Consider the following 22,315-nt stretch of genomic DNA (forward strand, 5'->3'; position numbering starts at 1 on the left):
TAAACAGCGAGAGCGGGGGAGGTGCGGTGCCGGGAGCGGGGGAGACCGGTGGCGTGGCCGGTTTGCTGCTCGCCGCCGGCGCCGGCCACCGGTTCGGTCGCCCGAAGGCCCTCGTCGAGTTCGCCGGCGAGCCGTTGGTGCGCCGCGCGGTCCGCCTGCTGCGGCGGGGCGGGTGCGCGCCGGTGCACGTGGTGGTCGGCGCGGGCGGCGACGACCTGCCCGACCTGCCCGGCGCGGTGCTGGTCCGCAACGAGGCCTGGGCGGACGGGCTGGGCGGCTCGCTGCGCCGGGGGCTGGCGTCGCTGCCGGACGACGCGACGGCGGCCGTCGTGGTCCTCGTCGACCAGCCGCTGCTCGGCCCGGCGGCGGTGCGCCGGGTGCGGGCCGCGTACGCCGCCGGCGTGCCGGTCGCGGTGGCCACCTACGCCGGCCGGCCCGGGCACCCCGTGCTGCTGGGCCGGCCAATCTGGCCGCTGCTCGACCGGTACGCCACCGGCGACCGGGGCGCCCGCGACCTCATCCGCGACCGGCCGGACCTGGTGGTGCACGTGCCCTGCGACGGGACCGGCTCGCCGCGGGACGCCGACACCCCGGCCGACCTGACGCGGGCCGAGCGGGGCCGGGTCAGGTCGACCGGCGGGCCGGCGACCGCCCCAGGCGGCGGATCCCCTCACTGGTGACGGCGTGATAGATGATCATGACGATGATGCCCACCAGCCCGACCACCGGGTGCACCAGCCAGCCGAGCAGCCCGGCCAGGCCGTAGAGGACCAGGCCGGTGACCGGCCGGCGGCTCTGCGCCCGCACGTACCCGTGCCCGACGTCCGCCGCACGCACCTCGGGACGGCGGCGCAGGTAGCCGAAGACCACCAGCCACGGCACCGACATCAGCGCCGCGGCGAGCGCGTAGAGGGCGACCGCCACCTGCCGGTCGTGCCGGTCGCCGTGCTCGGCGAACGCCGAGGCCAGCACCGCGGTCGGGAACGGGATGATCACCACGCCGAACAGGATGGCCAGGTTGATCCAGTTCAGTGCCGGGGTGGTGCCGCGCAGCAGCCGCAACAGCGCCTGGTGGTTGAGCCAGAGGACGCCGACGTAGACGAAGGACATCACGAAGGCGAGATAGGCGGAGCCCTCGTGGAGCAGCCCGGTCAGCAACTCGCCCGGCGCGTACGACGGCACCCGCAGCTCCAGCACCAGCAGGGTGATGACGATCGCGAAGACGCCGTCGCTCAGCGCCTTCACCCGGTCGATGTCGGCCACCCCGGAGCCCGCCCGGACCGGCTCCGTCGCGGCCATGGCGGCATGCTACCGCCGCGGGCGCCGGGGCCGGGGGTGGTCCCATCCGCCGACCACCCGGACGGGTCCCTGGGTGCCGCCCGGTGCGGCACCCAGGGCTCCCGGGCCCCGTCGGCCCGCTATCCGGCCACCGGGGCGACGGCCTCCGCCGTCCCGGGGCGCCGCTGGTGGGCGCGGATCAGCTCGGCGTAGCGGTGACCGCTCGCCTTGACCGTCCGCCGCTGCGTCGGGTAGTCCACGTGCACCAGGCCGAACCGCTTGTCGTAGCCGTACGCCCACTCGAAGTTGTCCAGCAGCGACCAGACGAAGTAGCCGGCGAGCGGGACGCCCCGGCCGACCGCCCCGGCACAGGCGGCCAGGTGCTGCTCCAGGTGGTCGGTGCGCTCCTTGTCCTCCACGGTCCCGTCCGGGGTGACCTCGTCCGGCCAGGCGGAGCCGCTCTCGGTGACGACGATCTTCGCCGGCCGGTACTCCTCGTGCACCGCGACCAGCAACTGCTCCAACCCGGCCGGGTACATCTCCCAGCCCATCGCGGTCTCCACCGAGCCGGGCACCGGCACCTGCCGGGCGTGCGGCGGCGGCCCGGCCGGGTCGTCGACCACCACCTGACGGAAGTAGTAGTTGACGCCGAGGAAGTCGGTCGGGGTGGCGATGACGGCCAGGTCGTCGCCGCGCACCGGCGGCTCCACGCCGTAGGTGGCGAGCATGTCGGCCGGGTAGCCGCGGCCGTGCACCGGGTCCAGCCACCAGCGGTTGACGTGGCCGTCCATCCGCCGGGCCGCCGCGACGTCCTCCGGCCGGTCGGTCGCCGGCTCGATCGGGCTGAGGTTGAGCACCAGCCCCACCGACGCCGGGCGGGCGGCGTTCGCCCGGATCGCCCGGGTGGCCAGCCCGTGGCCGAGCAGCACGTGGTGCGAGGCGTGCACGGCCCGGGCCAGGTCCCGCTCGCCCGGGGCCATCCGCCCCTCCAGGTGCCCGATCCAGCACACGCAGAGCGGCTCGTTGACGGTGGTCCAGTCGGTCACCCGGTCGCCGAGCCGGGCGGCCACCACGGCGGCGTAGTCGGCGAACGCCTCGGCGGTGGACCGCTCCGGCCAGCCGCCCCGGTCCTGCAGCACCTGCGGCAGGTCCCAGTGGTAGAGCGTGACGAAGGGCCGGATCCCGGCGGCCAGCAGCGCGTCGACCAGCCGGTCGTAGAAGTCCAACCCCCTCGGGTTCACCGCGCCGACGCCGTCCGGGCGCACCCGGGGCCAGGCCACCGAGAAGCGGTACGCGTCGACGCCGAGCCGCCGGATCAGCCCCACGTCCTCCGGCCAGCGGTGGTAGTGGTCGCAGGCGACGGCTCCGGTGTCGCCGTTGTCGACGGCGCCGGGCACCCGGCAGAAGGTGTCCCAGATGGACGGTGCCCGACCGTCGGTGTCGACGGCGCCCTCGATCTGGTACGCCGAGGTGGCGACGCCCCAGAGGAAGTCGGGCGGCAGGTTGGACAGCTCCGGCACTTCTCGGTTCTCCTTAGCGAGCGCGGTGAACGTGGTCTTACTTGACCGCGCCGGCGGTGAGGCCGGCGACGAAGTAGCGCTGCAACGCCAGGAAACCGGCGACGACCGGGATGCTGACCACCAGCGAGGCCGCCATGATCTGGTTCCAGTAGACGTTGAACTGGGTGGAGTAGCCCTGCAGGCCGACCGCCAGGGTGCGGCTGTCCTCGTTGGTCATCACCGAGGCGAAGAGCACCTCGCCCCAGGCGGTCATGAACGCGTACACGGTCACCGCGACCACGCCGGGCACCGCCGCCGGCAGCACCACCTGGAACAGGGTGCGCAGCGGCCCGGCGCCGTCGACCTGCGCGGCCTCGTCCAGCCCGCGGGGGATGGAGTCGAAGTAGCCGACCAGCATCCAGATCGAGAACGGCAGCGAGAAGGTGAGGTACGTGATGATCAGGCCGGTCCGGCTGGCGTAGAGCGGGATGCCGGTGGCGTTGCCGAGGTTGACGTAGATCAGGAACAGCGGCAGCAGGAACAGGATGCCGGGGAACATCTGGGTGGAGAGCACGGTCACCGAGAACAGGCCCCGGCCGCGGAACCGGTAGCGGCTCACCGCGAACGCCGCGAAGATCGCCACGGTGACCGAGAAGACCGCCGCCACGCTGGAGACGACCAGGCTGTTCACCAGGTAGCGGCCGAGCGGCACGGTCGACCACATGTCCACGAACGCCTGCAGGGTCGGGCGGCGCGGCCACCAGGTGAACGCGTTCTGCACGTCCTGCAGCGGCTTGATCGCCGAGCTGACCATCACGTACAGCGGCACCAGGACGAAGATCGTGAGCAGGGTCAGCACGATCCGGCGGGCCCAGCGCTCGGTGGCCGTCTCACGCATCGTTCCTCCGGCGGTTGGTGATCAGCAGGTAGGCGGCGGTGACCACGAGCAGGAACAGCAGCAGCGCCACCGACATCGCCGAGCCGGAGCCGAAGTCCCAGGTCTTGAAGGAGCTGCGGTAGATGTGGATGGAGATCAGGTCCGCCTGGTCCGGCGCGGAGCCGCCGAAGAGCACGTACGGGGTGTTGAAGTCGTTGAAGGTCCAGAGGAACAGCACCAGCAGCAGGACCAGGTTCACCGGCCGCAGCATGGGCAGGGTCACCGAGCGCAGCCGCCGCCAGAAGCCGGCCCCGTCCATGGCCGCGGCCTCGTAGAGCTCACCGGGGATGTTCTGCAGGCCGGCCATGATGCAGAGGAAGGCGAACGGCCAGGACCGCCAGATGGAGACGATCAGCAGCGCGAAGAAGCTGTTCCCGCCGATCAGCCAGAACGGCTTCTCGCCGAACAGGTGCAGCTGGTCGACCAGGACGTGGTTGACCAGGCCGGTGTCCCGCTGGAACAGGAAGCTCCAGGTGATCACCGCGGTGTAGACCGGCAGCGCGTACGGGGTGAGGAAGAGCGCGCGCAGCACGCCGCGGCCGCGGAAGGGTCGTTGCAGCAGCACCGCGGCGGTGGTGCCGAGCACCCAGGAGAGCCCGACCGAGGCGACCGTGTAGACCACGGTCACCCAGAACGAGTGCAGCAGCTCGGCCCCGGCGGCGGAGTCGAAGTCGAGCACCACCCGGTAGTTCTCCAGGCCGACGAAGGGCGCGGTCGACCAGTCCCGGATGTGGAACTGGGTCAGCTCCAGCAGGCTCATCCACGCGCCGACCAGCATCGGCACCACGTGGATCGCCAGCTCCAGCACGATGGCCGGGGCGAGCAGCAGGTACGGCAGGAGGGACCGGCGGGGGCGCCGGGGGCGGCGCCGGTCCGGCTTCCCGCCCCGGGCCGGCCGGTCGGGCGCGGCGACGTCCCGGGGGGTGGTGCTGGTTGCCATCGGGGTCCTCTCGCTGGGTGGCCGTGGAAGGGTCGGCGTCCCTCCCACGGCCACCGGTCCGGCGGGTCAGCGCATCTGCTGCTGGGCCTGGGTCAACTTCTGCCGCACGCTCTCCTCGGTCACCGGCTTGCCGCTCGCCGCGTCGGCGAACAGCTCCTTCATGGCGGTGCCGACCAGCGTCTCGAAGGTGCTCTCGTCGGGCACCTGCGGCAGCGGCCCGGCCGTGGTGGCGAGCGTCTCCTGGAGCACCTTCTGCTCCGGCGCGGCGAACGCCGGGTCACCGGTCACCGTCTTGACGGCGGGCAGCGAGCCGTACGTCTTGTTCAGCGCGACCTGCTCGGCGTCGCTGGTCATGAACTTGACGAACTCCAGCGCGGCGTCCCTGTTCTTGGTGTGCTTGAACACCGCCATGTTGATCCCGGCGACCATGCTGTTGACCTTCTTGCCGCCGGCCGGCGGGGCGGCCAGGAACGGCACCGGGGCGATCCCGTACGCGTCCGGCGCCATGTTCTGCGACTTCAGGTTCGACCCGGCGGCCTGCCAGAGCAGCATGGCGGCCTTGCCGTTGGCGAAGTCGGAGACCGACTGGTTCTGCGCGTACTCGGCGTTGCTCGGGTTGACGATCTTGTCGACGGCCATCAGGTCGATGTAGCGCTTGACCGCGGCGACGTTCTGCGGGGTGTCGAAGGTCGGCCTGCCGGCGGAGTCGAACCACTCGCCGCCGTACTGCTGGCTGAAGGTGAACGCGTGGTGCGCGTTCTCCGACGGGTTGGCGCCCTCGACCGCGAGGCCCCACTTGCCGCCGCCGGTGAGCTTCCGGCCGGCCTCGGCCACCTGCTCCCAGGTGGTGGGCGGGCTGGTGATGCCGGCGTCGGCGAACGCCTTCTTGTTGTAGTAGAGGGCGTAGGCGAGGCTGTAGAGCGGCACCGCCGCCGGCGGCTTGCCGGGGGCGCCGGCGGCGGCCAGCGCGGCCGGGACGAACCGGTCCCTGCCGCCGACCTTGGCCAGGGTGGCGTCGTCGAACTCGACCAGCGCGCCGGTGGCCTGCAAGGAGGCCGACCAGGTGTTGCCGATGTTCACCACGTCCGGGCCCTGGCCGGAGGTGGCGGCGGCGAGCAGCCGGTTGAGCAGGTCCGACCAGGGCACCACCTCGACGTTGACCTTGATGCCGGTCTGCTGCTCGAACTTGGCCAGCTCCGGCTGGAGGATCTGCTTGTCGGCCTCCAGGCTGGCGCCCTGGTTGCTGGCCCAGTAGGTGAGCGTCTTCGCGCCACCTGAGGAGGCGTCGTCGCCCGAGCCGCCGCAGGCGGTCAGCGAGGCGGCGGCCAGGACGGCCGCGGTGAGTATCGCGAGGTGTCGTCTCGACACGATCTGCCCTTCCGGTTCGACAGTGGTGGGGGCCACCGGCGCCCGGTGGCGCAGGGGGTCGCGGGCGGCCGGTGGGGCGGGTGGGGCTGGTGTTCCGGCGGCGGCGCCGCCCGGTGTCGCGAGAGTTACATCAAGGCTTAATGAATGTCGTCATTAAAGTGGTTGACCGCAGGGCCGTCAAGCACGGGGTCGTACAGTCGCCTCGGACGGCCCGGGGGATCGAGGTGGCGTGTGGAGTTGGCGCGAGCGACGAATCGCGGTGTCCGGCTGCGGAACCGGTCGGCGCTGCTGTCGAAGCTCTTCCTCGACGGCCCGCTGACCCGCCAGGACCTGGTCCGCAGCACCGGTCTCAGCCAGCCCGCGGTGAGCAACGTGGTGGGCGACCTGATCGACGAGGGCCTCGTCGTCGAGGCCGGCGCGGCCGAGTCCGACGGCGGCCGGCCCAGCATGATGCTCCGGGTCGCGCCCCGCTACGCCTTCGTGATCGGGGTGGACGTCGGCGAGACCCGGGTGCGGGTCGAGCTGTTCGACTTCGCGATGGCCCTGCTGGCCAGCGTCGAGTACCCGCTCGACCCGGCGCGCACCGAGCCGGCGGTGGTCGCCGGGCACGTGCTGGCCGGCATCGACGCGGTCACCACCCGGGCCGGGGTGACCCCGGACGACGTGCTCGGGGTCGGCATCGGCGTCTCCGGCGTGGTCGAGCAGGGGGAGCAGGCGGTGGTGCACGCCCAGGCCCTCGGCTGGGACCGGGTGCCGCTGGAACGGCTCATCGCCGCCGGCACCGACCTGCCGCTGCACATCGACAACGGCGCCAAGACGTCGGGTCAGGCGGAGATGTGGTTCGGCGCCGGGCGGGGCGCCCGGCACGCGGTGTTCGCGCTGGTCGGCTCCGGTGTCGGGTCCGCCGTGGTGACCAACGGGGTCACCTACCGCGGGGCGTCCAGCAGCGCGGGCGAGTGGGGGCACACCACCCTGGTGTACGGGGGCCGGTCCTGCCGGTGCGGGGCGCGGGGCTGTCTCGAGGCGTACGTCGGGGCCGAGGCGATCATCGACCGGTACCGGGAGGCGCGGCACGGCCGGGCGGTGCCGGGTGACGACGAGGAGTCCCAGCTCGCGGCCCTGGTCGAGGCGGCCGCCACGTCGGCCACCGCCCGCCGGGTGCTCGACGAGACCGCCGGTTACCTGGGCGCCGGGGTGGCCAACCTGATCAACCTGTTCAACCCGGAGCGGGTGGTGCTGGGCGGCTGGGCCGCGATGGCGCTGGGCGACCTGCTGCCGGCGGTGCGCGAGGCCGCCGGCCGGCAGGCGCTGCGCCAGCCGTACGAGCAGGCGTCGATCGAGCTGTGCCGGCTCGGCGTGGACGCGGTGGCGCTGGGGGCGGCCACCCTGCCGATCGCCCGGCTGCTCGCCGCCGGCGGCGTGCGGCCCTGAACCGGCCCGTCGGGCAAAACACCCGCATCGAACCTTCGGGATATATAACAGCGTTATAGATCGATGTCTTGACGCCGTCGCAACCGCGCCGTAACACTTCCCCGAGAGCGCTCTCCGATCGCGGTGCCCGTCCCCGGTGGCACCACTGCACGCACCGCGGTCGCCCTCCCGTCACCCCGTCGTGCCCGGCGTCCGCAACCCCCTATCGACAGGCGAAGTCATGACATCTCGCGCTACATCCGTACGCCCGGCACCGGGCCGGCGGCCCCGCCGACGTACCCTCGTCGGGCTGGTGGTCGCGCTCGTCGCGGCGCTGGCGCCGACCGGGCTGACGCCCCCGGCGCAGGCCGCGCCGGTGCTGCTCTCCCAGGGCCGCCCGGCCACCGCCTCGTCCACCGAGAACGCCGGCACCCCCGCCGCGGCGGCCGTGGACGGCAACACCGGCACCCGCTGGTCCAGCGCGTTCAGCGATCCCCAGTGGATCCAGGTCGACCTGGGCACCCGGGCCACCGTCAGTCAGGTCACCCTGGTCTGGGAGGGCGCCTACGCCCGGGCCTTCCAGCTCCAGACCTCCGACGACGGCAGCGCCTGGACCACCATCCACACCACCACCGCCGGCACCGGCGGCACCCAGATCCTGGCCGTCAGCGGCGCCGGCCGGTACGTCCGGATGTACGGCACCACGCGGGCCACCGCCTACGGCTACTCGCTCTGGGAGTTCCAGGTCTACGGCGAGACCGGCGGCGCCACGCCCACCTGCGGCAGCACCAACGCCGCCCAGGGCCGCCCGGCCACCGCCTCCTCGGTGGAGAACGCCGGCCTGCCCGCCTCGGCGGCGGTCGACGGCGACCCGGGCACCCGGTGGGCCAGCGCGGCCAGCGACCCGCAGTGGCTCCGGGTCGACCTCGGCAGCACCCAGAGCATCTGCCGGGTGGTGCTGAGCTGGGAGGCCGCCTACGCGCGGGCGTTCCAGCTCCAGACCTCCGCCGACGGCAGCGCCTGGACCACCGTCTACAGCACCACCACCGGCACCGGCGGCACGCAGACCCTCACCGTCAACGGCACCGGCCGCTACCTGCGGATGTACGGCACCGCGCGGGGCACCGGCTACGGCTACTCGCTCTGGGAGCTCCAGGTGAACACCACCGGCGGGGGCACCGGCGAACCGGTCGAGCCGACCGACCCGCGCAACCCGAACTTCGGCCCGAACACCTTCGTCTTCGACCCGTCCACCCCGACCGCCACCATCCAGAGCCGGCTGAACACCCTCTTCACCCAGCAGGAGACCAACCAGTTCGGCCCGGAGCGCTACGCGGTGCTGTTCAAGCCCGGCACCTACACCGCCGACGTCAACCTCGGCTTCTTCACCCAGGTCGCCGGCCTCGGGATGAGCCCGGACGACGTGAACCTCAACGGCCACGTCCGGGTCGAGGCGTTCTGGATGGGCGGCAACGCCACCCAGAACTTCTGGCGGGCGGCGGAGAACCTGTCGGTGACCCTGCCGGCCGGGGTGACCGTCGAGCGGTGGGCGGTGTCGCAGGCCGCGCCCTACCGGCGGATGCACCTGCGCGGCGCGCAGAACCAGATCCAGCTCTGGAACGGCGGCGACGGCTGGGCCAGCGGCGGGCTGATGGCCGACACCCGGATCGACGGCCTGGTGGTCTCCGGCTCGCAGCAGCAGTGGTACTCGCGCAACAGCGAGTTCGGCAACGGCTGGACCGGCTCGGTGTGGAACATGGTCTTCCAGGGCGTCGTCGGGGCTCCCGCACCGCACTTCCCGAACCCCTCGCACACCGTCATCCCGCAGACCCCGCAGGTGCGGGAGAAGCCGTTCCTCTACGTCGACGGCACCGGCGAGTACCGGGTCTTCGTTCCGGCGCTGCGCACCAACTCCACCGGCACCAGCTGGTACGGCAAGACCCCGGCCGGCTCGTCCATCTCGCTCAGCCAGTTCTACCTCGTCCGGCCGGGCACCAGCGCGGCCACCATCAACGCGGCGCTCGCCCAGGGCCGGCACCTGCTCTTCACCCCGGGCGTGCACCGCGTCACCGAGCCGATCCGGGTCGACCGGGCGGACACGGTGATCCTCGGCCTCGGCCTGGCCACCATCCAGGCCGACAACGGCACCGTCGCGATGCGGGTGGCCGACGTGGACGGGGTGAAGGTCGCCGGCATCATGTTCGAGGCCGGCCAGGTCAACTCGCCGGTGCTGATGGAGGTCGGCCCGCCCGGCTCGGCGGCCAGCCACGCGGCCAACCCCACCTCGCTGCACGACGTCTTCTTCCGGATCGGCGGGCCGGGCGTCGGCCGGGCCACCAACTCGCTGACCGTCAACAGCGACAACGTGATCGGCGACCACATGTGGCTGTGGCGCGCCGATCACGGCGACGGGGTCGGGTGGACGGTGAACACCGCCGACACCGGCCTCACCGTCAACGGCGACAACGTGACGATGTACGGCCTCTTCGTCGAGCACTACCAGAAGTACCAGACCGTCTGGAACGGCAACGGCGGCCGGACGTACTTCTACCAGAACGAGATGCCGTACGACCCGCCGAACCAGGCCGGCTGGATGAACGGGTCCACCCGGGGCTACGCCGCGTACAAGGTGGCCGACTCGGTGACCAGCCACCAGGCGTGGGGGCTGGGCAGCTACTGCTACTTCAACGTCAACCCGGCGGTCGTCGCCGACCGGGCCTTCGAGGTGCCGACCAACCCGAACGTGCGGTTCACCAACATGGTCACCGTCTCGCTGGGCGGCGTCGGGACGATCAACCGCGTGATCAACAACACCGGCGAGACCGCGAACGCGGCGCACCAGCAGTCGTACCTGACCACCTACCCGTAGGCCGCATCGACCGCGGTGGGCCCGGCCGGGCGTCCGGCCGGGCCCACCCGCGTCGGTCGCCCGCCAACCCCTGCCCGGCCGCTCCCGGCGAACCGCCTGGTCACACGCGGCTCGACCGTTCGGATTGACGCTCTGTCACCAAGTCGACACTCTCGTTGCGAGCAAATTCCGTGATCGGTGTGCTGGCGCGTACGGCGCCGTCCACCGACGGCCATCGTTCGGAACGAGGTGGCTCATGGTGGCTCTACGGCGTCTGCTCGCCGCGGCGGTCGCGGCCCTGCTCGCGACAACCTTCGCCCTGGTCGTGACGGCACCCCCGGCGCAGGCCGACGAGGCGTGGGAGACCGCCCTCAAGGGACTGATGAACCGCACGGCCACCTGGGCCGAGGGCGGCCTGTCCCGGATCGGCGCGCTCGCCCAGCCGCTGCCGCTGCTCGGCGTCAGCCCCGGCGCGCTGGTCCAGGCCGACACGCTGGCCCGTACCGCCGCCGACGCGCTCGCCGGCGGCCTGGAACAGGACGTCGACCTGGGCGGCGGCACCCGCCTGACCAGCACGGTCACCAGCAGCGGCGGGGACCACCTGCTCGACGTCCTGCTCAGCACCAGGCGCGAGGTGGCCGAGCAGGAGCTGGCGGTCTCCGGGGTCACCGTCGCCGACGCGGTCACCGTCACCGGCTGGGCCACCCTGCACCTGCGGGCTCGGCACACCGCCGCCGGCGAGACCTACCTGGTGCGCGACGGCGACAGCCCCCGCATCGACATCGACGCGGTGGCCCGGTTCCGGTCCGACGTGGACCAGGCCAGCGCCTCCGTCGGCATCCTCGGCGTCACGCTCACCGCGGGCAGCACGCTGACCGCGAGCAGCCACCTCAAGGTGACCCTGACCGACCCGAACGGCGACGGGCACCTCGCCTTCGACACCCCGGCCGGCGCGGGCACCGGCGAACTCGGCGCGGCCGGCTCCCTCGCCGGCCTGGCGCAGGTGGCGCTGGACGGCTCCGGCGGCGGCCGGATCTCCGACACCGAGACCGAGGCCGGCCCGGGCTCGGTGCACGGCGTGGTCAAGCTCGGCGCCGCCACCGCCGGTACGCCCTTCGACCTGCCGGCGATCGCCGCCACCGTGACCGTCGACTGGGCGGACATCGGTGTCGGCAGCCCCACGGTGACCACCAGCGGGCTCGACGAGACGATCGGCCGGTTCCGCACCATGAGCCCGCTCGACCTGGCCGCCGGCATCGCCCAGCTCGCCACCCTGATCGGCGGGGTGCAGCAGAGCGGTCCGGCCGGCAACCTCGACCTGCCCTTCCTGCGCGGCACCTTCGCCGACGCGGTGAAGGTCAACGAGAAGCTCACCGACTTCCTGCGCGAGCACGTGCACCCCCGACCCGAGGACCCGCACTTCCAGCCGGGCGTCGACGACCCGGCCCGGGCCGGGCAACCGAAGTTCACCTCGATCCAGGAACTGCTCGCCCTGCTCGCCGCCGAGGGCATGCCCGTCGACGGGCTCTCCTTCGCCGACGACAAGCTGGTCTTCCGGGTCAAGCTGGAGCGCGAGTCCACCGTCGAGGTGCCGCTGGACCCGGGCGCGCCGCAGGTCTCCGGCCGGGGCGCCACCTTCGGCGCCAAGAGCCTCACCGTCGACAGCGACCGGTTCGCCCCCGGGGCGCTGGTCGGCCAGCGCGTCGTGGCCGGGACCTCCGCCGGCACCGTCGCGGCCAACACCGCCGACTCGGTCACCCTGAAGGAGAACTGGATCGGCGGGCAGCCCGGCGCGGACAGCGCCTGGGTGATCAGCGGCTCCAGCCCGCACACCGGCGCGGTCGAACTCGGCGGCGCGCTCACCCGGCCGGCCGGCGACGCGAAGGTCGGCCTGCGCGCCGCCAACGCCCAGGCCAGCTACGCGATGGTCAAGCCCCGCTACACCGCCAGCGTCACGCTCGTGCTCGACCTGCGCGACGACCTCGGCAGCCCGGCCGCCAACGCCGACCGGGTGCTGCTGCGCACCGACCCCGCCACCCCGCTCTTCGCCGCCGACTTCCCGATCACCACCGCGGTGGACTTCCACACCACCGCCGGGTTCCTGAAGGTGAAGCTGGGCGGCAACCTCGCCGTCGGCCCGGCGGCCGAGGGCAAGCGCATGATCGAGGTGCGGTTCAAGCAGGCCCAGGACCTCAGCCTCGGCACCCTGTTCAGCCGGCTGGAACAGGACCCGGGCGGCCTGCTCGCCGCCACCGCATCGGTGAAGACCAGCGGACGGGTCGACGTCAGCGTGCCGGGTGCCACCGGCGCGCTCGGCACCGGCGTCGGGGTCGACGTGAGCTGGACCGCCGGCGGCCAGCCGAGCGTCGACACCTCCGAGCTGGCCGGCCTCTTCGCGCTCGACTTCGACCCGAACGACCCGAAGGCGATGTTCGCGCTGGTGGTGGAGGCGTTGCGGCTGGTCAACGCGGCACTCGGCGCGCCGTCGACCGGCACCGGGCCGCTGGACACCGAGATCCCGGTGCTCGGCCGCTCCGCCCGCGAGCTGCTCGGCAGCGACGAGAGCGGGGTCGGCGCGGACGTCAGCTACACCGCCGACGGCGGGAACTTCCTGCTCAAGGACACCAGCCGGGACGCCGACTCCGGGTTCGCCCCGAACCTGGCGGACCGGGCGGTGGTCATCGGCAGCAAGGCCTACCGGGTGCTGGCCCGGGTCGACGCGCAGACCCTGCGGGTCGAGGCGGCCGGCACGCCCACCCCGGCCGACGGCACCGCGTACGCGCTGCGACCGGAGCTGGCCGACGCCGTGGACCGGCTGCTGGCCGCGCCGCCGGACACCCTCCAGGACGCGATCGACGTGCTGAACGGCGCGATCGGCGACGGCAGCGGCATCGCCTTCACCCTGGACGAGCGGGCCGGCGGGCCGTACCTGCGGCTCGGGCTGGACTGGAAGCGCGGCTTCCACACCGGCGGCCCGCTGACCTTCGGCTGGGACGGCGCCCGCGAGCTGGTAAGCCTGGACAGCTCCGGGGCGTTCACCGTGGACGTCGACGCCCGGGCGCAACTGGGCCTGCTGCTGCCGCTGCGCGCGGACGGCGTACCGCTGCTGGACCGCACCTCGTCCGCGGACGTCACGGTGGCCGGCGCGGCCACCGACCTGGCGGTGGCCGCGCGGGTCGGCCCGCTGGCCCTGGATCTCGGCAAGGCCGGCGACCCCGGCACCGTCCGGGCCAACCTCAGCTTCGGCCTCGGCGGGCTCGCCGCGGACGGGCCGATCGCCGGCCTGCTCGGCGTGACGCCCAGCGTCACCACCGCCGGCACGGACTGCGGCGACGGCGTCGGCGGCGCGGACGTGCCGGTCTGCGCCCGCGCCCCGCTCTTCGTCAACGACTGCGACCCGGGCGGCGCGAGCAACCTGCTCTCCCTGGAACTCGGGCTGGACCTGGCCGCGAACACCACCACGCCCGACCTGAACACCTGCTTCGCGAACCTCGCGCTGCGGCTCACCGACTTCAACGTCGGCATCGACGGCTACCTGGCCAAGGTGGAGGAGGCGCTGCGCCTGGCCAGCTTCGACGGCAAGCTGCCGCTGGTCGGCGACGACCTGCAACAGGGCCAGCGGTTCATCGCCGACCTGCGTACCCAGGTCAAGGACGCGATCGGCCCGGTGCTCGCCGACGCCACGCTGGACAACGCCGGGGCGAAGGCCGCGCTGGACGCCGCGCTGGCCGCGGTCGCCCCCGGCGCGACCAGCACGGTCACCTGCCGCGCCGACGCCGCCACCTGCGGGCCGGAGGACTTCCAGTCGGTCCGGATCACCCTCACCGCCGCCCGCGGCGACCCGTCGGCGGCGCAGGGCTGCGCCGGGGACGGCTGCCTCGGCGTGGACGTGCCGCTCGACCTCGGCGTGCCCGGCCTGTCGCTGAAGGCGGAGAAGGGCGCCACCGACGGGATCAAGGCCCGGCTCGGCTGGAAGCTGCGGCTGGACCTGGTGCTCGACCGGGAGGAGGGCTTCTACGTGGCCACCCACTCCGGGGACGCCACGCCGGAGCTGGAGATCGGCGCGTCCTTCGACATGCCGTCCGATCTCGCCGCGCAGCTCGCGTTCATCCGGGTGAACGCGCAGAAGCAGGGCACCGACCCGCTGGTGAGCGCGTACTTCGCGATCGACCTGAAGGGCTCGACGGGGGAGCAGAGCTGCTTCGGCGACACCCCGGCGGGGGAGTGCACCGCCGACCCGACCGCCAAGCTGACCCTGGCCGAGTTCGGCGACCTCGGCTCGCTCGTCGCCACCGACCTCACCGCCAAGGTGAAGATCGACTGGAAGCTGGCGGCGAAGGTCGACCCGGGCGGCGAGGCGGCCTCCGCGCTGCCCGGCATCAGCGCCCGGTTCGGGCTGAGCTGGCAGCTGAGCCACCAGCGGGGCGCGCTGAGCGCCGCCGGGGACAGCCCGGAGCACGGCCTGCGGATCACCTTCACCGACATCGCGCTCGACGCGGGCGCGTTCTTCGACAAGATCCTCAAGCCGGTGGTGGAGCAGCTCAAGGCGGTCACCGGGCCGCTGCAGCCGGTCATCGACACGCTCTACGCCCCGATCCCGGTCCTCTCCGACCTGTCGAAGGCCACCGGCGGGCCGGACATCACCCTGGTCTGGCTGGCGAAGCAGTTCAGCACCCTCAGCGGCGGGCCGGACCTGTCCTTCGTGGACACCGTGCGCGCGGTGGTCACCTTCATCAACCGGATCCCGGACTGCGACGCCGGCTGCTCGATCCCGTTGGGCCAGTTCCTGGTCAACGGCGAGAAGGCGCTGACCACCGAGGCCTCGCCGGCGGCGGCGGCGAGCCTGATCGACCGGGCCGACGCGTTCACCCAGGCGAAGTCCGCCAACGAGGTGAAGGCGGCCGTGGACAGCGCGGCCGGCGACGAGGGCGAGAAGATCTTCACGCCCGGCACGGACGGGAAGTCCACCGCCGCGAAGATCGGCTTCAGCTTCCCGGTCTTCGACAACCCGGGCTCGCTCTTCGGGCTGCTGATGGGGCAGGACGTCGAGCTGATCGGCTTCGACTCCGGGCCGCTGACGCTCGGCTTCAGCTGGCGGCAGTCGTTCGGCCCGGTCTACGCCCCGCCGCCGGTGCTGATCACGCTGGCCGGCAGCGCCTCGGTGACCGCCCGGTTCATCGCCGGCCTGGACACCGCCGGCATCCGACACGCGATCGAGGCGGCCGGCGACGGCACCGCGGTCAACGCGGTGAAGCTGCTCGACGGTCTCTACTTCAAGACCGCCGACAGCACCGGCACCGCCGTCCCGGTGGTCACCCTGCGCGGCGAGATCGCCGCCGGCGCCCAGGTCAGCGTGCTGTTCCTGAAGGCCGGCATCGAGGGCGGCATCCGGCTCACCATCGGGTTCAGCTGGAACGACCCGAACAACGACGGCAAGTTCCGCACCAGCGAGTTCCTCCAGGCGCTGCTGGTCAACCCGATCTGCCTGTTCACCACCAGCGGGCAGATGTCGGTGTTCCTCAAGGTCTACATCACCATCGACCTGGTGCTCTTCTCCAAGACCTTCGACTTCACCCTGGTCGACGCGGTCCTGCTGGACTTCCGGGCACAACCCGACTGCTCCCCGCCACCACCGGAACTCGGCGGCACGGTCGGTGACACCCTGGTGGTCTTCGCCGGGAGGTTCGGCGAGGACGAGCAGCGCGGCCACGCGGCCTGGGACAACGACGCCGGCACCTACGCCGGCGACGTGATCAAGGTGTACGCGCTGCACTACGCCGACGCCGGCCAGGAGGGCGCCAGCGACGACTTCGACGGCTTCGCGGTCGAGGCGCTCGGCCGGCGGCAGGAGTTCCTCGACCCGGCGCTGACCCGGGTGGTCGTGGACGGGCGGGGCTACCAGGTCGCCGACGCGGCCAAGACCTCCATGTCGATCCTGCTGCTCGGCGACGGTGACACCAGCGGCGACGGCACGAAGACCTCGGCGTTCGACAGGACCGCGGTGGTCGTCGGCTCCGACGGCAGGGACCAGATCCGCACCGGCACCGGACCGGCGTACGTCGACGGGCGCGGCGGCGACGACGTCATCGTCACCGCCGAGGCGCCCGGCGTGGTCAGCCGGGTGGCCGGCGGCGCCGGGGCGGACACCGTCACCACCGGCGACGGCGACAACGTGGTGGCCGGCGACAGCGGCCTCGGCGGCACCGACCGGGCGCCGACCGGCGTGCACACCTCGGTCGGCGACAAGACCCTCACCGGCCTGATCGACTGGACCACGCTGGCCGACCCGACCGCCGCCACCGGCGGCGCCGTCGACCACGTCACCGTCGGCCACGGCACCAACAAGGTGTACGGCAACGGCGGCGACGACGTGCTCGGCGTCGTCTCCGACGACCGGCCCAGCGGAAACAACCTGCTGGTCGGCGGTCCCGGCGGGGACACCGTCAACGGTGGGCGCGGCGACGACACCATCCACACCTTCGACACCACCGTGCCGGCCGGCGTGGACGACCCGGGCGCCGGCGACGCCGGGCTGACCAACCAGGTCGACACCGGCAGCGGCCAGGACACCGTGTACGGCAGCGCCGGCACCGACCTGGTGGTGTCCCACTCGGCCAACGGCCAGACCGGCCGGCTGTACGGCTACGGCGGCGACGACGTGCTGATCGGCGGCCACGGCACCGACGAGCTGTTCGGCGGCCCGGACGACGACCACGTCCTCGCCGAGCCGTCCCGGGTCGGCCCGGCCGGCGACGACGACGGCTACGGCCGGTTCCGCGAGGTGGTCCACGAGCCGCTCCCGGCCGGCGTGCAGTCGCAGACCAAGCTGCTGGTCGGCGGCCCGGGCCGGGACCACCTGATCGGCGGGGACGGCGGCTCGACGGTCTTCGGTGACCGGCACCTGCCCGCCGAGACCTGCGCCGACGCCACCCTCGCCGACGGCCAGCCGGCCCCGGCCGACCAGGGTGACCGCGACCTGATCCTGGGCGGCGCCGGGGTCGAGCGGGTGGCGGCCGGCGGCGGCGCCGACCGGGCCGACCTCGGTGGTGGCGACGACCGCGCCTGCGGGCAGCTCGGCGACGACACCCTGCACCTGGGCGCCGGCGCCGACCGGGCCTGGGGCGCGGCCGGGGTGGACCAGCTGCACGGCGACGGCGACGACGACCTGCTCTTCGGCAACGCCGGCGACGACGGCCTGCACGGCGGCGACGGCGTGGACACCGCCGAGGGCAACGCCGGCGACGACCAGGTCTTCGGTGGCCCGGACGGCGACGTGCTCTACGGCGGCGGCCGGACCGCCGGCGCGGCCGACGGGCGGGACCACCTCTACGGCGAGGGCGGCGTCGACCGGATCGTCGGCGACAACGGCACGGCGCGGGTCGGCGACATCGGTCCGCTGCCGCTGGACCTCGCCGGGGACGCGCCGGGCGCCGGCGCCGGGGACGTGATCTCCGGCGGTGCGGACGGCGACCTGGCCTACGGCGGCCTCGGGGCCGACCGGGTCGACGGCGACGCCGGCGACGACCGGCTGGAGGGCAACAACGACGCCGACGTGGTGCACGGCAACGCCGGGCAGGACGAGATCGTCGGCGGCTCCGGTCAGGAGCCGGTGGTCGGCACCGGCCGGCCGGACACCGGTGACCAGCTCTTCGGCGACGCCGACAGCGACCTGATCGCCGGGGACAACGCCCGGTTCGCCCCGGCGGACGCCGACGCGACCCGGGTCACCCAGGGCCGGTCCGGGCCGGCCCGCAAGGTCACCCTGCTCGACCTCGGGTTCAGCCCGGCGGCCGGCACCAGCGGCGGTGACCTGATCTCCGGCGGCGACTCCGGTGACGTCATCTTCGGCCAGGGCGGCCCCGACCGGGTGCACGCGGACGGCGGGGCGGACTTCGCCGAGGGCGGCCCGGGCTCGGACTGGGTCGAGGGCAACCACGGCGACGACGACCTGGTGGGCGGCTCCAGCACCGCGTACGACGGGGACGGCGCGGCCACCACCGGCCAGCCGGACACCGCCGACGCGCTCTTCGGCGGCCCGGACTCGGACGCGGTGATCGGCGACAACGGCGCCGTGCTCCGGCCGCTGCCGGGCGAGACGCCGACCGCGGTGACCGTCCGGCTCGGCAGCGACGGCGCGCCGTTCGGGCCGCGGATCGTGGTGCTGCTCGACCGGGCGGCGGCCGACGCCAACCGGCACGGCGGCGACCGGATCGGCGGCGGCGACGGCGTCGACACCCTCTGGGGCCAGGACGGCGACGACGCGCTGACCGGTGACGGCGGCGGCGACTACCTGGAGGGCAACGGCGGCGCGGACGTGCTGCGCGGCGACTCCGCGCTCGGCGCCGCCGGCCGGAGCACCGTCACCCCGCTGGCCGACCCGGGCTGGCCGGGCGCCCCCGCGGCCCCGGCGCAGCTGGTCGGGGCGGGGGAGCCGGCCGGGCAGGACGACCTGATCGGCGGCAGTTCGGCCGTCGCCTTCCGGGACGCCGGGGACGTGCTGGAGGGCAACGCCGCCGCGGACGTGCTGCTCGGCGACAACGGGTCGCTGCTGCGCACGCTGACCACGGTGGACGGTCAGCCGGCCGAGCGGGTCTACACCGAGCGGTACCCGACCGGCGCGCTGCCGGCCGACGCCACCCGGTCCCGCACCCACGACCCGGCGTTGCCCGGCCCGTCCACCCGGTTCTGCACCACCGCCCAGGCCACCTGCGAGCCGGCCGGGGCGTACGGGGCCGACCAGCTCTTCGGTGACGGCGGCGACGACGGGGTCTGGGGTCAGGACGGCGACGACCTGATCCGGGGCGGCGACGGCGACGACGACCTCCTCGGCGAACTCGGCGCCGACGCCCTGTACGGCGAGGGCGGCCGGGACGCGATCCTCGGCGACCGGGGCGGCGTGGTGAACCAGCACCTGAACGCCGACGATGTGGCCGCGCTCGGCTTCACCGTCACGCTGTCGTCGACGCCGCAGGAGACGTTCACCGGCTTCCGGGCCGGCGACTACGACCGGCGGGTGGACCTGCTGCACGACACCGACGGCGACGCCTGGATCGGCAGCCCGACCTCGGCGCCGATGCCGCACTCGGGGTTGACCGCCGGCGGCGACGACCGGATCCGCGGCGGAGCCGGGGCGGACAACATCCACGCCGGCTTCGGCGACGACATCGCCAACGGCGACAGCGGCGGTGACCAGCTCTTCGGCTCCGAGGGCTCGGACGTGCTCTGGGGCGGCAAGGGATGCGACCCGGTGCTGGACGCGGCCGAGCCGCAGTGCCTGGTCGACGGCGTGTTCAGCGCCGCCGTCCGGGGCGACCACGACCAGTACGTGGACCACCTCTTCGGCGGGGCCGGCGCGACGAGCGGCCCGGCGGTGGCCGCGGTGCTCAGCTCCGACCTGCTGGACTTCCGGCCGCGCGGGTCCTACCCGGACAACTGCGCCGCCGGGGCCTGGCCGGTGGACACGGCGGGCGGCACCATCGACCCGTGCCGCTGGTTCGAGCTGACCGGGCTGGACAACGCGGAGCCGGCGGACAACCAGCACCACCACGGCACCGACTGGATCTACGGCGGCTGGGACCGGGACGTGCTGCAGGGTGACGTGACGGCGAACGGGCCGAACAACGGCGACCGGCTGTTCGACTGGAACGGGGCGTACAACATGTACACCCACTGCAACGCGGCGTACGGCGGGTTCAACGACATCCGCCAGCACAGCCCGGCCATGCAGGACTTCCTCACCCGGCTGGCCTGGGCCACCGGCGCCGGCCGCACACCGGCCGACGTGACCACCCCGGGCACCTCGGCCTACCTGGAGCTGTCCTACGTGTACCCGCGGGACAACAAGGAGCAGGGCGCGGGAGCGGCGTACCCGGGCACCCCGGGGCACTTCGACCAGCCCTCCTGCACCGACTGACCCGCACCGCGTCGCGGCCCGGTTCCCCGCTCGGGGAGCCGGGCCGCGCCGTTTCCCGGTGCCGAGGGCGGCTCAGCCGAGCCGCGCGGCGACGGCGGCGCGCAGTTCGGGGAGCCGGCCGTGCAGCAGGCCGGGGCACTGGGTGTTGTTGAAGTCCTTGTGGCCGTAGATCTCGGTCGGGCGGATGCCGTACTGCTGGCAGGTGAACGCGCAGAACACGATCAGGCTGTTCCACAGCGCCGCCGGCGGCTGCACGTCGAGGTAGATGCCGTCGTTCTCGATGCCGATCGCCTGGTTGTTCTGCCCGACGCAGTGCGCGCCCTGCACCATGGTGCGCCCGTGCAGCAGCGCGTGCAGGCTGCCGTGCCGGCCCTCGGTCAGGTGCCCGCCCCGGCTGTTGGTGAAGTGCTGGCCGGAGTCGAGCCAGCCGTTGCCGTCCATGTGCAGGTCCTGGATGTCGCGGGAGTTGGCGTAGGCCTGCGCCAGGCTGTAGTCGGTCGTGTTGGGGAACGCGGTGTGATGGACGATGATCTTGTTCGGCCGGTTCTTCAGCACGGTGACCGGCGCCGAGGGCGGGCGGGCGCCCCAGGTGGCGCAGTTGGCGATCACCGGCTGGTCGACGGTGGCGGCGGCGTCCGCGCTGCGGCCGACGGCGAACTGGCCGGCGGTGGTGACGCCGGCGGCGGCGCCGAGCAGGACGGCCCCGCGCAGCACGGTCCGGCGGGGTACGGGCTGGGACATGCTGACCTCCGGGTCGGGCGGGGTGGATGGGTGACGTCGGCGGGCCCCGGAGGGCGGGTCAGCACGGGCCGTCGCAGGCCAGCACCCGCAGCCGGTCGAGCGAGCCGTTCCACACGTTCTGCTCGCCGGGCAGCGCCCCCGCGCTCGCCCACTGCCAGAACGACCAGGTCGCCCAGCCGGCGGGCACGGTGCCCACGGTGTTCGCGTAGCGGGCGAGCCAGAGCGGGTTGGTGCCGGTGAAGCCGGTGTAGTTGCCGGTGCAGGTGGCCCACCAGTCGGCGGTGGTGTAGATCGTCGCCCACCGGCCGGTCCGGGCCTGGTAGCGGTTGACGAAGGCGGTGATCCAGCTCCGCATCGCGCTCTGCGAGAGCCCGTAGCAGGTCGCGCCGTAGGGGTTGTACTCGATGTCGAGCGCGCCCGGCAGGGTTCGGCCGTCGCGGGACCAGCCCCCGCCGTGCGCGACGAACCAGTCGGCCTGGGCGGCGCCGCCGCCGACGTCGGGCCGGGCCACGTGGTAGGCGCCCCGGATCATCCCGACGCTGTAGGAGCCGTTGTACTGCTGGGCGAAGGAGGCGTTGCTGACGGAGGTGCCCTCGGTGGCCTGGATGTAGGCGAAGCGGGCGCCCGCGCTCCAGGCGGCGGACCAGTTGACGCTGCCGTTGAGGCCGGAGACCTGCACGCCGGGCAGGCCGGCCGGCGCGGCGTCGGCCGGGCCCGGGCGCAGCGCCGCCGCCGCGAGCAGCACCGCGCCCGCGGCGAGGGTGGCGGCGAGGGCCAGCAGGGGGGTACGCGGGGGACGGGTCATCGATCCTCCCGGAGGTGCGCCGGTGGTGGCGAAGGGAACTGACAGTATTAGGACACAGTTCGTAGATAAACTTCAATAACTATTGAAGATCCTCTTTATCTGTCGGTTCCGCCCGGGGCGACCCGGGGAATTTCCGCCGGTCTGTCGATCCGAGCCGGCGCCGTTCGTGTGGAGGATGAGGGGCCGGCATCGGGCCGGCCGTCCACCGAGGAGGAGCCGATGCGGCAGTACCTGCTCAGCATCTACCATCCCGAGGGCGAGGGCCGCCCCGAGCCGGAGTTCCTGGCCCGGGTGATGCGCGACCTCGGCGTCATCCGGCAGGAACTGGAGGCCGCCGGATGCTGGGTCTTCGGTCAGGGCCTGCACGCCCCGGACACCGCCACCGTGCTGCGGCCGTCCGACGGCGAGGTGCTGGTCACCGACGGGCCGTTCGTCGAGGGCAAGGAGTACCTCGGCGGCTTCACCATCCTCCGGGCGCCCGACCTGGACGCCGCGCTGGAGTGGGGCCGCCGCTACGCGTTGGCCACCACCCTGCCCATCGAGGTGCGGCCGTTCCAGGGCGACGACGGTGACTGA

General features: G+C 73.5%; 12 protein-coding genes. 5 read left to right on the forward strand and 7 right to left on the reverse strand.

Annotated elements, in window-relative coordinates; genetic code table 11:
• Window positions 1-26: 26 nt before the first annotated feature.
• A complete protein-coding gene (locus AC1WTP_RS04885) occupies window positions 27-680 on the forward strand; it encodes a nucleotidyltransferase family protein (RefSeq protein ID WP_481648048.1) in 654 nt (217 codons plus the stop codon).
• Here the strand turns inward: AC1WTP_RS04885 and AC1WTP_RS04890 are convergent.
• The 5 genes from AC1WTP_RS04890 to AC1WTP_RS04910 all read right to left on the reverse strand — a co-directional run bounded on the left by AC1WTP_RS04890 (window position 625) and on the right by AC1WTP_RS04910 (window position 6,022).
• A complete protein-coding gene (locus AC1WTP_RS04890) occupies window positions 625-1,299 on the reverse strand; it encodes a TMEM175 family protein (RefSeq protein WP_481648049.1) in 675 nt (224 codons plus the stop codon). The genes AC1WTP_RS04885 and AC1WTP_RS04890 overlap by 56 nt on opposite strands.
• Window positions 1,300-1,418: 119 nt before the next feature.
• Window positions 1,419-2,798: a GH1 family beta-glucosidase gene (locus AC1WTP_RS04895; RefSeq protein WP_481648050.1), complete on the reverse strand. Its 1,380-nt coding sequence runs from the start codon at window positions 2,796-2,798 to the stop codon at window positions 1,419-1,421.
• Between the two features lie 37 nt (window positions 2,799-2,835).
• On the reverse strand, window positions 2,836-3,675 hold the full coding sequence (locus AC1WTP_RS04900; RefSeq protein WP_481648051.1) for a carbohydrate ABC transporter permease: 840 nt from the start codon (window positions 3,673-3,675) through the stop codon (window positions 2,836-2,838).
• Window positions 3,668-4,654 carry a carbohydrate ABC transporter permease gene (locus AC1WTP_RS04905; protein ID WP_481648052.1) on the reverse strand — a complete coding sequence of 329 codons (987 nt, stop codon included), beginning with the start codon at window positions 4,652-4,654 and terminating at the stop codon, window positions 3,668-3,670. The genes AC1WTP_RS04900 and AC1WTP_RS04905 overlap by 8 nt, the downstream gene beginning before the upstream one ends.
• A 66-nt stretch (window positions 4,655-4,720) precedes the next feature.
• Window positions 4,721-6,022, reverse strand: coding sequence for an ABC transporter substrate-binding protein (locus AC1WTP_RS04910; RefSeq protein WP_481648053.1), 1,302 nt, complete (start codon window positions 6,020-6,022; stop codon window positions 4,721-4,723).
• Between the two features lie 231 nt (window positions 6,023-6,253).
• On the opposite strand from AC1WTP_RS04910, the gene AC1WTP_RS04915 reads away from it, so the two are divergent.
• From AC1WTP_RS04915 to AC1WTP_RS04925, 3 genes are all read left to right on the forward strand, one after another.
• Window positions 6,254-7,453: an ROK family transcriptional regulator gene (locus AC1WTP_RS04915; protein WP_481648054.1), complete on the forward strand. Its 1,200-nt coding sequence runs from the start codon at window positions 6,254-6,256 to the stop codon at window positions 7,451-7,453.
• 220 nt (window positions 7,454-7,673) lie between these two features.
• Window positions 7,674-10,301, forward strand: coding sequence for a discoidin domain-containing protein (locus AC1WTP_RS04920; protein ID WP_481648055.1), 2,628 nt, complete (start codon window positions 7,674-7,676; stop codon window positions 10,299-10,301).
• A gap of 238 nt (window positions 10,302-10,539) precedes the next feature.
• A complete protein-coding gene (locus AC1WTP_RS04925; protein ID WP_481648056.1) occupies window positions 10,540-20,193 on the forward strand; it encodes a hypothetical protein in 9,654 nt (3,217 codons plus the stop codon).
• A gap of 72 nt (window positions 20,194-20,265) precedes the next feature.
• Here AC1WTP_RS04925 and AC1WTP_RS04930 read toward each other — a convergent pair whose 3' ends face one another.
• On the reverse strand, window positions 20,266-20,934 hold the full coding sequence (locus AC1WTP_RS04930) for a peptidoglycan recognition protein family protein (RefSeq protein ID WP_481648057.1): 669 nt from the start codon (window positions 20,932-20,934) through the stop codon (window positions 20,266-20,268).
• A gap of 58 nt (window positions 20,935-20,992) precedes the next feature.
• On the reverse strand, window positions 20,993-21,739 hold the full coding sequence (locus AC1WTP_RS04935) for a lysozyme (protein ID WP_481648058.1): 747 nt from the start codon (window positions 21,737-21,739) through the stop codon (window positions 20,993-20,995).
• Between the two features lie 219 nt (window positions 21,740-21,958).
• Here AC1WTP_RS04935 and AC1WTP_RS04940 point away from each other — a divergent pair, with 219 nt between their 5' ends.
• Complete coding sequence (locus AC1WTP_RS04940; protein ID WP_481648059.1) at window positions 21,959-22,315, forward strand: YciI family protein; 357 nt, start codon at window positions 21,959-21,961, stop codon at window positions 22,313-22,315.

It is taken from the genome of Micromonospora sp. R311 (genome assembly GCF_056780015.1).

What these genes read in the sequence shown, in the direction of transcription:
- AC1WTP_RS04890 (WP_481648049.1), bottom strand. Translation starts at nt 1,299, where the DNA reads ATGGCCGCGACGGAGCCGGTCCGGGCGGGCTCCGGGGTGGCCGACATC.
- AC1WTP_RS04900 (WP_481648051.1), bottom strand. Translation starts at nt 3,675, where the DNA reads ATGCGTGAGACGGCCACCGAGCGCTGGGCCCGCCGGATCGTGCTGACC.
- AC1WTP_RS04905 (WP_481648052.1), bottom strand. Translation starts at nt 4,654, where the DNA reads ATGGCAACCAGCACCACCCCCCGGGACGTCGCCGCGCCCGACCGGCCG.
- AC1WTP_RS04920 (WP_481648055.1), top strand. Translation starts at nt 7,674, where the DNA reads ATGACATCTCGCGCTACATCCGTACGCCCGGCACCGGGCCGGCGGCCC.
- AC1WTP_RS04930 (WP_481648057.1), bottom strand. Translation starts at nt 20,934, where the DNA reads ATGTCCCAGCCCGTACCCCGCCGGACCGTGCTGCGCGGGGCCGTCCTG.
- AC1WTP_RS04935 (WP_481648058.1), bottom strand. Translation starts at nt 21,739, where the DNA reads ATGACCCGTCCCCCGCGTACCCCCCTGCTGGCCCTCGCCGCCACCCTC.
- AC1WTP_RS04940 (WP_481648059.1), top strand. Translation starts at nt 21,959, where the DNA reads ATGCGGCAGTACCTGCTCAGCATCTACCATCCCGAGGGCGAGGGCCGC.